This is a genomic window from Pseudomonas sp. B34(2017) (assembly GCF_002112915.1).
Lineage (GTDB): Bacteria > Pseudomonadota > Gammaproteobacteria > Pseudomonadales > Pseudomonadaceae > Aquipseudomonas > Aquipseudomonas pharyngis.
The window spans coordinates 762,199-776,517 of the sequence record NZ_NEJA01000003.1 but is presented as its reverse complement, the minus strand read 5'-3'; the positions used below and the strand labels follow the sequence as shown (position 1 = coordinate 776,517).

Here is a 14,319-nt window from a genome sequence, read left to right as displayed (position 1 = left end):
CAAACGCGCCGGCAGGCCGGCCAGGAACAAGTCAGGCGCGCCAACGCCAGCGGGCCAGGGCCTTGATGACTTTCATCCAGAGTTTGCGGGTGACCACCACGATGGCGTTTCCAGAAGGGGATTGAGAAGCGTCGGGCAACGTTATCTCAGCGGCCGTATCCAGGCAACCGGGAATTAGCTTGCGCAGATCGTCGATCACCAGCGCCGGGGATTCCTCGGCAATCGGCCGGCCATGGTTGTAGCCATAACTGAGCCCGACGCATTTGACCCCCGCCGCTTTCGCCGCCAGCACGTCGCTGCGCGAATCACCGACGAACAGCGATTGCGAGGCCGGAATCCCGGACATCTTCATGACGAAGAACAGCGCCGCCGGATCGGGCTTCTTCTGCGGCAGGGTATCGCCGCCGATGATCCACTTGAAGTAGCGGCCGATCTTCATCTGATCCAGCAGCGGCGCGACGAAGCGCTCCGGCTTGTTGGTGATCAGCGCCATGGCCACGCCCTGCTTGTGCAGCCATTTGAGGGTGTCGCGCACGCCGGGATAGACCACGGTCAGCTCATGGCTGGCGCCGTAGGCCTCCATGAAAACTTCCAGCGCGTGCTCGGCTTCGACGTCATCCACGGAGGAATGATCGATGCCGCCGGCCAAGGCGCGGCGCACCAGCACCGGCGCACCGTTGCCGACCCACTCGCGCACCGACTCGATACCGGCAGGCTTGCGCCCGAGGGAGAGCAGCATGTTATCCACAGCCGCCGCCAGGTCGGGTACCGAATCGATCAGCGTGCCATCCAGATCGAACATCACCAACCGCGGCAGTTGCCCCGGGAACAGCTGCTCAAAACCGCTCATGGGCGAGCCAGCGCCAGTTCGGAACGCATCTTGTCGATGACTTCCTGATAGTTCGGCGCATTGAAGATCGCCGAGCCGGCGACAAAGGTGTCGGCGCCGGCAGCAGCGATTTCGCGGATGTTGTTGACGTTGACGCCGCCGTCGATTTCCAGGCGGATGTCACGGCCCGAGGCATCGATGATCGCCCGCGCTTCGCGCAGCTTGTCGAGGGTGCCGGGGATGAATTTCTGCCCGCCGAAGCCCGGGTTGACGCTCATCAGCAAGACCATGTCGACCTTGTCGATCACGTACTTGAGCACGTCCAGCGGGGTTGCCGGGTTGAACACCAGACCGGATTTGCAGCCGCCTTCACGGATCAGTTGCAGCGAACGATCGACGTGCAGCGTGGCTTCCGGGTGGAAGGTGATGTAAGTGGCGCCGGCTTCGATGAAGTCGCCGACGATGCGATCCACCGGGCTGACCATCAGGTGCGCGTCGATCGGCGCGGTCACGCCGTACTTGCGCAACGCGGCGCAGACCATCGGGCCGATGGTCAGGTTCGGCACGTAGTGGTTGTCCATGACATCGAAGTGGACGAAGTCGGCACCGGCGGCCAGCACGTTATCCACTTCCTCGCCCAGGCGGGCGAAGTCGGCAGAGAGAATCGACGGAGCAATAACGAAGGGCTGCATGACGCACCTTTTCTGAGCTAAATCACGATGGCGCGCATTGTATACCTCAAGTTTCCGCGCGCGCACCGTGACCGCGATGATTGGGTTGTGCCATGACCGATGACCGGCGGGTTCTCAGTAGGCCGCCCGGTAGATCTTCTCGATGTCGGCGGCGCTGAGCTTGCGCGGGTTGTTGCGCATCAGGCGCTCGATGCCGGCGGCCTCTACGGCCATGGCCGGGATCGCTTCTTCAGGCACGCCGAAACTGCGCAGACCCTGCGGGATTTCTACCGCCGCGCACAGTTCGGTCATCGCCGCGACGGCGCTGTCGGCCGCTTCATTGAGACTCAGATGAGCGGTCTTCACCCCCATGGCTTCGGCAATATCCTGCATCCGCTCGACGCAGGCCATCTTGTTCCAGGTCATGACATACGGCAGCAGCAACGCATTGCTGACGCCGTGAGCAATGTTGAATCGCCCGCCCAGCGGATACGCCAGCGCATGCACCGCGCCGACCCCGGCATTACCGAACGCCATGCCGGCCATCAGGCTGGCGGTGGCCATATCCTCCCGGGCTTGCAGGTTGGACGGATTGGCGTAGGCCTTGGGCAAGGATCGGGCGATCAACTTGATCGCGCCGATGGCCAGCGAATCGGTGATCGGCGAGGCATTCAGTGACAGATAGGACTCGATGGCATGCACAAGCGCATCGACGCCACTGGCGGCGGTGACACTGCGCGGACAGGTCAGCGTCATTTGCGGACTGACCAACGCCACGTCCGGCAACAGGTAGTCGCTGACGATGCCTTTCTTCAGTTGCGCGACCTTGTCCGAAAGGATGGCGACGTTGGTCACTTCAGAACCGGTGCCGGCAGTGGTCGGGATCGCAATCAACGGTGGGCCTTTGCGCGGCACCTGATCGACGCCGAACAGATCCTCCAGTGCACCGTGATAACCGGCGTACGCCGCAACGCTCTTGGCGATGTCGATGGCACTGCCGCCACCGAGGCCGATCAACCCGTCATGCCCGCCCTCTCGGTAGACACGCATGCAATCCTCGACGATGGCGATCTCCGGATCCGGCAGCACCCGGTCGAAGATTTCGTACTCGCGCTCACCGATCTGCGCCAGCGCCAGCTCCACCGTGCCGGACTTGACCAATGCGGCGTCGGTGACGATCAGCGGGTTGTCGATATCCAGCCGCGAGAGTTCGGCCGCCAGCTGCTCGATGGCCCCGGCGCCGGTGATCAGTTTGTGAGCAATCTTGAACGAGGAAAGACTCATCGTGCGCAGCCTCTTATAGATGTGGGAGCTGAGCACAAGCGTAGCTGGGGAAATCGGGTTGTCTGTCATTCAGCGCATGAATGGCAACCCGCACACTGATCGTTCCCACGCTCCGCGTGGGAATGCAGCCAGGGACGCTCCGCGTTCCATTCGGGAGCTGGAACGCGGAGCGAGGGAACAATATCGAGCTGGGCTCAGACCTGAGCAGTACGCAGCTTCTCACTCCGCCCACGCAGCCATTCCAGCGTCAGCAACAGAATCACCGAGAAGGCAATCAACAACGTCGCAGCCGCAGCAATCGTCGGACTCAGGTTCTCGCGAATCCCGCTGAACATCTGCCGAGGCAACGTCGCCTGCTCGGGACCTGCAAGGAACAACGTCACCACCACTTCATCGAACGAGGTTGCAAAGGCAAACAGCGCCCCGGAAATCACCCCCGGCGCAATCAGCGGCAAGGTCACCCGACGGAACGTGGTCAATGGCGAAGCACCAAGGCTGGCCGCCGCCCGCACCAGGTTATGGTTGAAACCCTGCAACGTCGCCGACACCGTGATGATCACGAACGGCACACCGAGCACCGCGTGCACCACGATCAGCGAGAAGAAACTGTTGCCCAGGCCCAGCGGCGCGAAGAACAGGTAACTGGCCACACCGATGATCACCACCGGCACCACCATCGGCGAAATCACCAGCGCCATCACCAGCGGCTTGCCGGGAAAGTCGCCACGGGTCAGGCCGATGGCCGCCAGCGTGCCGAACACCATCGCCAGCACGGTCGCGGCCGGGGCGACGATGATGCTGTTCTTCAGCGAGCGCATCCACTCCGCCGAGGCGAAGAAGTCGTGGTACCACTGCAGCGAAAAGCCTTGCAGCGGGTACACCAGAAAACTGCCCGAGTTGAACGACAGCGGCACGATCACCAGCACCGGCAGGATCAGGAACAACAGGATCAAGCCGCAGAGGATCCGCAAGCTGTAGAACCACACCCGCTCGACAGGCGACATATAAGGACTCAGCATTTCAAATTCCCCTTAGCTCAGGCGCAGGCGACTAGCGCCCACCAGCCAGCTGTAGATCAGATAAAGCACCACGGTCGCCAGCAGTAACAGCCCGCCGAGCGCAGTGGCCATGCCCCAGTTGATGCTGGTGTTGGTGTAGAACGCGACGAAGTAGCTGACCATCTGATCGTTCGGGCTGCCCAGCAGCGCCGGGGTGATGTAGTAGCCGATGGCGAGGATGAACACCAACAGGCAACCGGCGCCGACGCCGGCGTAGGTCTGCGGGAAGTACACCCGCCAGAAACTGGCGAACGGATGGCAGCCGAGGGAAATCGCGGCACGCATGTAGGTCGGCGAGATGCCTTTCATCACGCTGTAGATCGGCAGGATCATGAACGGCAGCAGGATGTGCACCATCGAGATGTAGACCCCGGTGCGGTTGAACACCAGCTCCAGCGGTTTATCGATTATCCCCATCGCCATCAACGCGCTGTTGATCAATCCGCCGGATTGCAGCAACACGATCCACGCGGCGACTCGCACCAGGATCGAAGTCCAGAACGGCAGCAGCACCAGAATCATCAGCAGGTTGCTTTGACGCGACGGCAGGTTGGCCAGCAGGTAGGCCAGCGGATAGGCCAGCACCAGGCAGATCACGGTGATGATCAGGCCCATCCAGAAGGTCCGGGCGAAGATGTCGAGGTAGATCGCCTGATCCGGGGTGGCCGGGGCAATTTCGCCGAGGTCGTCGATGCGGTGATCCACCGCTGCCAACAGATAGAACGGGGTGATGCTGCTGGTGTTGCGCTTAACCGCTTGCCAGTAGGCCGGATCGCCCCAACGCTCGTCGAGGCCCTCCAGCGCTTCTTTATAAGAGGCCGGTTCGCTGGCGAATGGCAGCGAGCGGGCGGTTTTGGTCAGCAGGCTGCGATAGCCGGCCAACTCCATGTTCAGGCGCTTGGACAGATCGCCCAGAGTCTGGTTTTTGCGCGCTTCGGCGAGGTCTTCGCTGGCGGCTTTGTAGACCGGTTCTGCGGGCAGGCCTCGGCCGTCCCACGCAGCAATCGCGGTTACGGTGCGCGGCATGCCGCCAACCACTTCCGGGTTGCCGACACTTTTATAGAGCAGCGCCACGATCGGCACCAGGAACACCAGCAACAGAAACAGCACCAGCGGCGCGATCAGCGCCTGGGCCTTCCAGCGGTTGACCCGCTCGGCGTGCTTGAGCCGCTGCTTCAAGGTGGGGCTGTTGCCCTCGTTCAGGGGAACGGCGATGGCCATGACGTACTCCGCAAATCTTTGATCGTTACAAAAGCGGCGAATACCGCCTCGAACTTTGGGTACTGATCGTTCCCACGCTCTGCGTGGGAACGCATTCAGTGACGCTCTGCGTCACAGGGACGCGGAGCGTCCCGGGCGACATTCCCACGCGGACGGTTCGACGCCTCGACGTGGGAATGATCATCCGGTAGCCGTCGGCCCGTGTGACGTGGTTACTTCGCAGCCCAGGAGTTGAAGCGCTGCTCCAGTTGCTCGCCGTTGTCAGCCCAGAAGCTGACGTCGATCTGCACCTGATTGGCGATGTTTTCCGGGGTGGTCGGCATGTCTTTCAGGATTGCCTTGTCCAGCAACGGCACAGCCTGGGAGTTGGCCGGGCCGTAGGCGATGTTTTCCGAGTAGGTCTTCTGCTGTTGCGGCTGCACCGAGAACGCGATGAATTTCTTCGCCGCTTCGGCGCGCTTGGCGTCCAGGCCTTTCGGGATGGCCCACGCATCGAAGTCGTAGATACCGCCGTTCCACACCACTTTCAGATTGGATTCTTTCTGCACGGCAGCGATACGACCGTTGTAGGCCGAGCTCATGACCACGTCACCGGAAGCGAGGTATTGCGGCGGCTGGGCGCCGGCTTCCCACCACTGGATGTTCGGTTTCAACTCATCCAGTTTCTTGAACGCGCGATCCTGACCGCCCTTGCTGGCCAGTTCCTTATACACGTCTTTCGGCGCTACGCCGTCGGCCATCAGTGCGAATTCGAGGGTGTACTTGGCGCCTTTGCGCAGGCCACGTTTGCCCGGGAATTTTTTGGTGTCCCAGAAATCCGCCCAACTGGTCGGTGCGGTTTTCAGCTTGTCGGCGTTGTAGGCCAATACGGTCGACCACACGAAGAAACCCACGCCGCAAGGCTGGATCGCGCCTTTGACGTAGTCTTCGGATTTGCCGAACAGCGCAGGATCGAGTTGCTCGAACATGTCTTCGTCGCAGCCACGGGACAGCTCCGGCGATTCAACCTCTACCAGATCCCAGGACACGCTCTTGGTGTCGACCATGGCTTTGACCTTGGCCATTTCACCGTTGTACTCACCAGCGACGATCTTGCCGTTGCCCGCCGCTTCCCACGGTGCGTAGAAGGCTTTGACTTGCGCCGCCTTGTTCGCCCCGCCAAACGACACCACGGTCAGATCCGGGCCGGCGGCCATTGCGCTTGCCGCACCCATCAGGCCCAGGGTCAGGGCTGTGAACTTCAGGGATCTCAACATTTATTGTTCTCTCCACGTGCAGGGTTGGTGTTGGTATTGCGGGGCGTTTCAGTGCGCCTCTAGAAGTGGATCGAGCGCGCGAACGTGCTCGACCTGCCAGCCAAGCGGAACCACGTCGCCGACCGCGAGCGCTGGATCGAGCTCGGCAATCGGTTGTTTCACGAAGAAGTCGGTCTTGCCGCAGACTTCCAGGCGCACCCGGACGTGGTCGCCCAGATAGATGAATTCGGCCACCCGCCCGGAGAAGCGGTTGACGCATTGGTCGCTCGAACCGTTGAGGCTGACGCGCTCCGGACGGATCGACAGGGTGACCGGCTCGCCGGTCTGGCCGATGTTGACCGCCAGCGCCTCGACCTTTTCCCCGCGCCCCAGCTCGACCACGCAGCGCTCGCCGCTCTGGCTGAGCAGGCGACCGTTGAGGCGGTTGTTCTCGCCGATGAAGTTGGCGACGAAGGTGTTTTTCGGTTCCTCGTAGAGGGTGCGCGGCGGGGCGATCTGCTGGATTTCGCCCTGATGGAATACGGCGACACGATCGGACATGGTCAGGGCTTCGCCCTGGTCGTGGGTCACGTAGACCACGGTCACGCCGAGGCGCTGGTGCAGGTGTTTGATTTCCATCTGCATGTGTTCGCGCAGCTGCTTGTCGAGGGCGCCGAGGGGTTCGTCCATCAGCACCAGTTGCGGCTCGAACACCAGCGCGCGGGCCAAAGCCACACGTTGTTGCTGACCGCCGGACAATTGCGCCGGATAACGCGATGCGAACGCATCAAGCTGGACCATGCTCAGGACTTTCTTGACCTTGTCGCTGACGTCGCTCTTGTTCAGGCCGCGCACGGTCAGCGGAAACGCCAGGTTTTCAGCGACGGTCATGTGCGGGAACAGCGCGTAGTTCTGGAACACCATGCCGATGTCGCGTTTGTGCGGCGGCACGTTGTTGATCGCCCGCCCGGCGAGGAGGATCTCACCGGCGGTCGGCGTTTCGAAACCGGCGAGCATCATCAGGCTGGTGGTCTTGCCCGAGCCGGACGGCCCGAGCAAGGTGAGGAATTCGCCCTTGCGAATGTCCAGGTTGAGGTCTTTGACGATCAGGTTCTCGCCGTCGTAGCTCTTCTGCACTCCACGAAAGCTGACCAGCACATCGCTGGCCCCTGCGTTTGATTCGACCTGGCTCATACCCACACCTTTGTTATTGATGACTGCTGTGGGATTAAGCCTAGTGGCTGCTTGCAGTCACGCAAATCGGGGCGCAGGAGAGAATCGCCTCAGCCGGATGGAAGGCCGGGGGTAGGGATTGCCCTACAAGGATGGCGCGTTTTGGCAAACCCGACGCATGGGTCGGGGCTCAAGCCGTCAGAACCGGCAAAAGCGCCTGTCGCTATTGGATATGCCGCTCAGAGCAGCTTGTGTTCCATCGCGTACTTCACCAGCTCGGCGAGCGAAGTGATGTTGAGTTTCTGCATCAGCCGCGCCTTGTGGGTGCTGATGGTCTTGCTGCTCAGGGCCAGTTGCTGGGCGATGTCGTTGACGTTAGCGCCTTGCGCCAGGCGTTCGAACACCGAGAACTCGCGCTCCGACAGCAACGAGTGCAGCGGCCGCGCATCGGTCAGGCCGACTTCGAAGACCATGCGGTCGGCCAGCTCCGGGTCGATGTAGCGCCCGCCCGCCGCGACCTTGCGAATTGCCGTCAGCAGCAGTGCCGGATCGCTGTCCTTGGTGGCATAACCGGCGGCGCCGACCTTCAGCGCCCGGGCGGCCATCTGCGCTTCGTCGTGCATCGACAGCACCAGAATCGCCGGCGGATGGTTCAGCGCGCGGATCCGCGGAATCGCTTCAAGCCCGTTGACGCCGGGCATCGAGATGTCCAGCAATACCACTTCGCAGGGCACATTGCGCAGGGTTTCCAGCAATTGCTCGCCGTTGCTCGCCTCCCCCACTACTTGCAGATCCTTGGCCAGGCCGATCAATTGCTTGATGCCTTCGCGAACGATGGTGTGGTCTTCGGCTACCAGTACACGGATCACTTACTTCTCCTCATCCAGTGGCACCCGCACGCTCAGCGTGGTGCCCTCGCCCGGCTCGCTGTCGAGTGACAGCTGCCCGCCCATGATCAACACCCGCTCGCGCATGCCCACCAGTCCAAAGGATGTCGGCCTGCCGGCAGCGGCGACAAATCCTACGCCATCATCGCTGACCGTCAGACACAATTCGTTGCCTTCCTGCGTCAGCGTCAGTTCCACAGTATGCGCCTGGGCATGGCGCATGACGTTGGTCAGCGCCTCCTGAAGAATGCGGAACAGGCCGATGGCCTTGGCGTCACTGAGGGGCGCAAGGTTGTCCGGCACCTGCACCAGACACGGAATCTGCGTGCGCGCCTCGAAGCGCCGCGCCTGCCACTCGATGGCCGAGGCGATCCCGGCATCGAGGATCGGCGGGCGCAGCGCCGTCGCCACATCCCGCACCAGCTGGAACAACTGGGCAATCAGGCGCTTCATGCTGTTCAAGCGCTCGTTCAGACCCGGATCAAGTTGCGCGTAGGCCAGTTCGCACATCGACGTTTCCAGTTTCAGCACCGTCAGCATCTGCCCCAGTTCATCGTGAACCTCCCGGGCGATGCGCGCCTTTTCCTCTTCCCGCACGCTTTCCAGGTGCGCCGACAGTTCGCGCAGTTGTTCGCGGGAGGCCGCCAGCTCCAGTTCGATGCGTTTACTTTCGGTGATGTCCCAGACAATGCCGTCCCAGACATAGGCACCGCCCTCCAGTTGACGGGTGATGGCCTTGATCTCAGCCCAGCGCTGCTCGCCCTGGCGCGTGAGAATCCGGCCCTGCCACGACCAGTCGCTGTCGGTGTCCAGCGCCTGGTCCTGAGTCTGGTGATAAGCGGCCCGGTCATCCGGATGCACCAGACTGCGCAGGCCCATGTCGCGATGGGCGATGGCGGCCGGCGCGTAGCCGACCAGACTTTCGCTGCCCTCGCTGATGTAGGCAAAGTCGATCTGCCCGGTCACCGGTGCGCGCTCAAGGCGGAATACCAGCCCCGGCACATTGGCCGCGATGCCTTGCAGCCGCGCCTCGCTTTCCTGCAACGCAGCCAGGGCACGACGGCGCTCGGTGACATCGGTGAGATAAACCACCAGGTACTCGCCATCGCGAAAACGCAGGAAGCTCAGCGACACGTCTGCCGGCAGCACACTGCCATCGGCCCGCACGCAGTTGGTTTCAAAACTCAGCGGCCCTTCTTCGCTGGCCCGGGCGCGTTTCCACAGATTGAGCCAGCGATCCATGTGCAGGCCCGGTTCGAAGTCGATCAACGGCCGGTCGATGATGGCGCCCTGTGGATAACCGAGCATGTTTTCTGCCGCGCGATTGGCGTAGCGCACATGACTATCCCAGTTGACCCAGAGAATGCCGACGGTGCTCTGATCAATTGAAAACTGAGTCAGACGCAGAGCTTCTTCGCTGGCGGCGCGCAGGGCGATGTCTTCACGGGCGTCGAGCAGGCGCTGTTCAAGACTGCGCTGCTGGCGGCGCTGCCAGAAGACGATGGCCACGCAGCTGAGCAGCAGCACCGCGAACAACAGGCTCAGGTTCTGCCAGAAGCCCGGCGATTCGGAGAGTCGCGGATATTTGGGTTGCAGCCATTGGGCATGCAGGCGCTCCAGATCCTTGGCCGGAATTGCGCGCAAGGCACTCTCGACGATCCCGGCCAGTTCCGGCCAGTCACGACGGGTGCCGATGCGCAGCAGTTGCGGCAGACCGATGTCGCCGACCACCACCAGCCCGGCAAACTCCGGTTCCACCGACAGCCGACCGAGCTGCGCCTCATCGACCACCGCGTAGGACGCCTGCTGACTCAGCAACAGTTGCAGCGCCTGACGCTCCATCGGCACGCCTTGCAGATTCAGGTGGGGATAGTTGCTGCGCAGGTAATCGGCGGTGACGCCGGGCATGCGCACGGCGACGCGGGTCTGGCTGTCGAGTTTTTCCAGTTCCACGGTCGCGCTGCTTTTCTGGTCGCTGACCACCAGTTGCGGCACGCGCATGTACGGGTCGGAAAACTGCCAAAGACGCAGGCCGCCCGGAGTCTGGGTCAGGCCTGGGGCGATGTCGATTTCGCCGTCCCGGGCAGCGGCCTCGAGTTGTGCCAGATCCTGAAAGTTGCGCCAGCTCAGCTCGACATTCAGCGCCCTCGCCAACGCTTTCATCACTTCGACATTGGCCCCCGACAGCCGCTGCAAGCGCCGGTCGTATTGTGCGTACGGCGCCTGCAATACCAGACCCACGCGCAATTCATTGTGCTGCGCGAGCCACTGTTGCTCGCTCGCCGACAACCGCGCAAGGTGACTCGGTGGCGCAGGCGCCGCCCAGCCCATCAAGGGAAACGCCAGACAGCCGATAACCCACAGGCAGCAAAAACGCATCATTGAAGTCTCATACACTGACAAATTCTGACCAACCCATTAGGCTGCCGGGATAACTTCTGGCCTGGAATAACCGATGCCCCCTGTCTATCGCCTGGCAATGCCAGCATTGTGCCTGTCGCTGATCCTGCCTTGTGCGTTTTCCGTCGAAGCCGCAGATCCGGCACCCGCCCCCGCCGCAGAAAAAGCCGCCGAGGAAAAACCGGTCGAACGCCAGCCACTGCTTGAGCGTAGTCAGGAAGAAGCCGCGGCACTCGAACGCAAGGTTCCAGCCCAGGAACAACAGCAACTGCAAGCGGGCAGCGACACCTTCCTCGCCCTGTGGAAACCGGCCAACACCGCCGAACCCAAAGGCGCGGTGATCCTCATTCCCGGCGCCGGCGAAACCGCCGACTGGCCCCAGGCGATCGGCCCGTTGCGCCGCAAGTTGCCGGACGTCGAGTGGAGCAGCTTGAGTATCACCCTGCCCGATCTGCAAAGCGATGCCATCGCACCGCGCGTGGCCGAAGCGCCCGCCGCAGCGAAAACCGCCGACCCGGGCAGCAAGGATTCGACCACCGCCGAGCCGATCGAACAAGCCGCCGGCGGCGAAGCCGATGTGGCCGATAAGGTCGTTGCCGAAACCTCCGAGGAACAGTTCAAGGCCGACGCCGAGCGAATTTTCGCCCGCATCGACGCCGCGCTGGCCTACGCCGAACAACAGAGCGCGCGCAGCATCGTCGTCCTCGGCCATGGCACCGGTGCTTACTGGGCGGCGCGCTACATGAGCGAGCGACAAAACTCGCAGGTCGAGAAGCTGGTCCTGGTAGCCGCGCAGACCCCGGCCAAGGCCCAACCGCAACTGGTGGAACTGACGCCGACCCTGAAGCTGCCGACCGCGGACATTTTCTACATGGATAAAGCGCTGGACCGCAACGCGGCACTGGAGCGCATGCAGGCGAGCAAGCGACTGAAGACCTCCGCGTTCAGTCAGGTCGCACTCAAGGCTTTGCCGGACAACAAGGCCGAGCAGGAGCAGTTGTTCCGCCGGGTGCGTGGCTGGTTGAATCCGCAGAGCCCGGACTGACAAAGCGCATAAAAAAATCGCAGCCCAACGCTGCGATTTTTTTATGCCTAGCGAAAATCCCGCCGTTCGCGAATCAACGTGTAGGCATTGTGCAATTCACGGGTCCTCTCGGTGGCCTCGCGCACCTGCGCCGGCGTAGCGCCCGTACCGGCCACCTTGTCCGGGTGATGCCGGCTGAGCAGACGCCGATAGGCACGCTTGATCTGCGCCGGTTCGCTGGTGGCTGAGACGCCGAGCAGGCGCATCGCCTCCTGATAACTCACCGCCGCGCTGACGATCGGACGCTTGTGTGGCTCGTAGTCCGCCGCCAGCGCCTGGATCTGGTGGGTCGTCCAGCCCAGCCACTTGCCCCACTGCGCCAGCAATTCCCGCTCGCTGACGCCGGCCCGACCATCGGCGAAGACCATTCGCCAGCAGGCGCGCAATACACCTTCAGCGGCATGGGGTTGAGTGCTCAATCGACGCAGATAACCGCGCAGATTGTCGTTGCCGGACTTGCCGCGATTGAACGCGGCAATCGCCCGGCGCTGCGCCGGCTCGCTCATTTCCAGCGCGCGCATCTCATGCCGCGCCTGCTGGATGTGACCGTCCGTGACCCGCCCGTCGCTCTTGGCCAGACGCCCGAGCAACACGAATAACAGTTCGTCGTTGCGCAGCATCGGCCGGCCGCCGAGTTTTTCCCGCAAATGCCCCCAGCTCTGCAAATGCAGGCGCCGATCCAGCGCCTGCCCCAACAAAGCCCCAAGCATGGCCCCCGGAATGCTGGCGATAGCAAAACCCGCTCCGGCTCCAATCAGAGTCCCTGGCCACAACATATCAGCGACTCGCTTCTATCAAGGCTTCGGCTTCGGCCAGACGCTCGTGCGTGCCGACATCGACCCAGCGACCTTTCAGTCGCTCGCCGGTCACCTGCCCGTCCGCCATGGCTTTACGCAGCAGCGGCGCCAGTTTGAAGGCACCGTCGCAGCAGCCGTCAAACAACTGCGGGTGCAATACGGCGATGCCGCTGTAGGTCAGGGTTGCCGCCTCGGCCTGGCCATCACGCACCTGGCCGTCGGTCAGGGTGAAGTCGCCTGTCGGGTGATGGGCCGGGTTGTCCGCCAGCACCAGATGCGCCAGCCCGGTGATCGGCTGATGCAGCACGCTGAAGTCGTAATCGGTCCAGATATCGCCGTTGACCACCAGAAACGCGTCGTCGCCCAACAGCGGCAAGGCGCGGAAAATGCCGCCGCCGGTTTCCAGTGGCTCGCCCTCCGGCGAGTACTGGATCGACACGCCGAACTGCGAGCCATCGCCCAAGTGATCTTCAATCTGCCGGCCGAGCCAGGCATGGTTGATCACGATCTCATTGAAACCGGCCGCGGCCAGGGCACGCAGGTGATATTCAATCAGCGGCACGCCGCCGGCACGCACCAGCGGCTTCGGGGTGGTCAGGGTCAGCGGGCGCATGCGCTCGCCTTTGCCGGCCGCCAGAATCATTGCCTTCATGCCGTCACTCCACCACGCAGGCTGGCGAGCAGTGCCTGCAGATCCGCCAACTCGGGACGGCGGGCGATGACCGCTTCTATATAAGAGAAGAAACGCGGCACATCACCGAGGTAACGCGGCTTGCCGTCGCGATGGCAGATGCGGGCGAAGATGCCGATGACTTTCAGATGACGCTGCACGCCCATCAGATCGCTGGCGCGCAGAAACTCTTCGAAGTCCGGCTGCACCGGGATGTCCAGTGCTGACGCCTGCTGCCAGTAGCTTTCCAGCCAGCCGCGCACACGTTCTTCAGGCCAGCTGAGGAATGCGTCCTTGAACAGGCAGGTCACGTCGTAGGTCACCGGGCCGTACACGGCGTCCTGGAAATCCAGCACGCCGGGATTAGGCTCGCTGAGCATCAGGTTGCGCGGCATGTAGTCGCGGTGCACCAGCACTTTCGGCTGGGCGAGGGCGCTGTCGATCAGCAGCTCGCTGACCTTTTGCCACTGCTGCTGTTGGGTTGCATCGAACTCGACGCCCAACTCGCGTTTCACGTACCACTCGGGAAACAGTTCCAGCTCGCGGCGCAACAACGCGACGTCATAGCTCGGCAGCGGCGCCACCATCGGCAGCTGCTGAAAAGCCAGCAGCGCTTGCAGGGCATCGCTGAACAACGCGTCGGCATTTTCGCTGTCGATCACGTCCAGATAGGTCTGGTTGCCCAGGTCATTGAGCAAAAGAAAGCCACGTTCGAGGTCTTCGGCATAAATTTTCGGCACGTTGATACCGGATTTCGCCAGCAAAAAGGCGATATCCACGAACGGTTTGCAGTTTTCCTGAGGCGGCGGCGCGTCCATCACGACGAAGCTGCGACCCGCGCCTTCCCAACGGAAATACCGGCGGAAACTCGCGTCGCTGCTGGCCGCGGTCAACGTGGCCGGGGGTACGGCTCCCCAGCCCTGATCTGCAAAAAGGGTTGCCAACTGTTCATCGAGCCAAACTTTCAGGTGTTGCAAGCGTACATCTTGATCAGGCATTGCAAGGGTCTC

Annotated in this window: 13 protein-coding genes; 1 reads left to right on the top strand and 12 read right to left on the bottom strand. The window is 62.5% G+C overall.

What is annotated here, in order from left to right; translation table 11 throughout:
- Positions 1-31: 31 nt before the first annotated feature.
- From CAF80_RS13210 to CAF80_RS13170, 9 genes are all read right to left on the bottom strand, one after another.
- Positions 32-850, bottom strand: coding sequence for a phosphoglycolate phosphatase (locus CAF80_RS13210; protein WP_007956306.1), 819 nt, complete (start codon positions 848-850; stop codon positions 32-34).
- Positions 847-1,521 carry a ribulose-phosphate 3-epimerase gene (gene rpe / locus CAF80_RS13205; RefSeq protein ID WP_007918813.1) on the bottom strand — a complete coding sequence of 225 codons (675 nt, stop codon included), beginning with the start codon at positions 1,519-1,521 and terminating at the stop codon, positions 847-849. The genes CAF80_RS13210 and rpe overlap by 4 nt, the downstream gene beginning before the upstream one ends.
- Before the next feature lie 114 nt (positions 1,522-1,635).
- Positions 1,636-2,784, bottom strand: coding sequence for an iron-containing alcohol dehydrogenase (locus CAF80_RS13200; protein WP_074692242.1), 1,149 nt, complete (start codon positions 2,782-2,784; stop codon positions 1,636-1,638).
- 194 nt (positions 2,785-2,978) lie between these two features.
- Positions 2,979-3,803, bottom strand: a complete 825-nt coding sequence (locus CAF80_RS13195; RefSeq protein WP_039768093.1) for an ABC transporter permease — start codon at positions 3,801-3,803, stop codon at positions 2,979-2,981.
- A 12-nt stretch (positions 3,804-3,815) separates the two neighbouring features.
- Positions 3,816-5,063, bottom strand: a complete 1,248-nt coding sequence (locus tag CAF80_RS13190; RefSeq protein WP_007959935.1) for an ABC transporter permease — start codon at positions 5,061-5,063, stop codon at positions 3,816-3,818.
- Positions 5,064-5,275: 212 nt separating this feature from the next.
- Positions 5,276-6,319, bottom strand: a complete 1,044-nt coding sequence (locus tag CAF80_RS13185; protein ID WP_007959933.1) for an ABC transporter substrate-binding protein — start codon at positions 6,317-6,319, stop codon at positions 5,276-5,278.
- A 48-nt stretch (positions 6,320-6,367) separates the two neighbouring features.
- Complete coding sequence (locus CAF80_RS13180) at positions 6,368-7,492, bottom strand: ABC transporter ATP-binding protein (protein ID WP_085667439.1); 1,125 nt, start codon at positions 7,490-7,492, stop codon at positions 6,368-6,370.
- 218 nt (positions 7,493-7,710) lie between these two features.
- Entirely contained in the window at positions 7,711-8,340 is a 630-nt protein-coding gene (locus tag CAF80_RS13175) for a response regulator transcription factor (RefSeq protein ID WP_007959929.1), read from the bottom strand.
- Positions 8,341-10,740 carry a PAS domain S-box protein gene (locus tag CAF80_RS13170; protein ID WP_085667438.1) on the bottom strand — a complete coding sequence of 800 codons (2,400 nt, stop codon included), beginning with the start codon at positions 10,738-10,740 and terminating at the stop codon, positions 8,341-8,343.
- A 73-nt stretch (positions 10,741-10,813) separates the two neighbouring features.
- Here CAF80_RS13170 and CAF80_RS13165 point away from each other — a divergent pair, with 73 nt between their 5' ends.
- A complete protein-coding gene (locus CAF80_RS13165) occupies positions 10,814-11,803 on the top strand; it encodes an alpha/beta hydrolase family protein (protein ID WP_085667437.1) in 990 nt (329 codons plus the stop codon).
- Positions 11,804-11,850: 47 nt separating this feature from the next.
- Here CAF80_RS13165 and CAF80_RS13160 read toward each other — a convergent pair whose 3' ends face one another.
- The 3 genes from CAF80_RS13160 to CAF80_RS13150 are packed head-to-tail and all read right to left on the bottom strand — an operon-like array spanning position 11,851 to position 14,307.
- On the bottom strand, positions 11,851-12,618 hold the full coding sequence (locus CAF80_RS13160; RefSeq protein ID WP_039768088.1) for a TerB family tellurite resistance protein: 768 nt from the start codon (positions 12,616-12,618) through the stop codon (positions 11,851-11,853).
- A gap of 1 nt (position 12,619) precedes the next feature.
- Positions 12,620-13,291, bottom strand: coding sequence for an N-acetylmuramate alpha-1-phosphate uridylyltransferase MurU (murU, locus tag CAF80_RS13155; RefSeq protein WP_085667436.1), 672 nt, complete (start codon positions 13,289-13,291; stop codon positions 12,620-12,622).
- Positions 13,288-14,307, bottom strand: a complete 1,020-nt coding sequence (locus tag CAF80_RS13150; RefSeq protein WP_085667435.1) for an aminoglycoside phosphotransferase family protein — start codon at positions 14,305-14,307, stop codon at positions 13,288-13,290. Before CAF80_RS13150 ends, murU begins: the two co-directional genes overlap by 4 nt.
- Between the last annotated feature and the right edge of the window lie 12 nt (positions 14,308-14,319).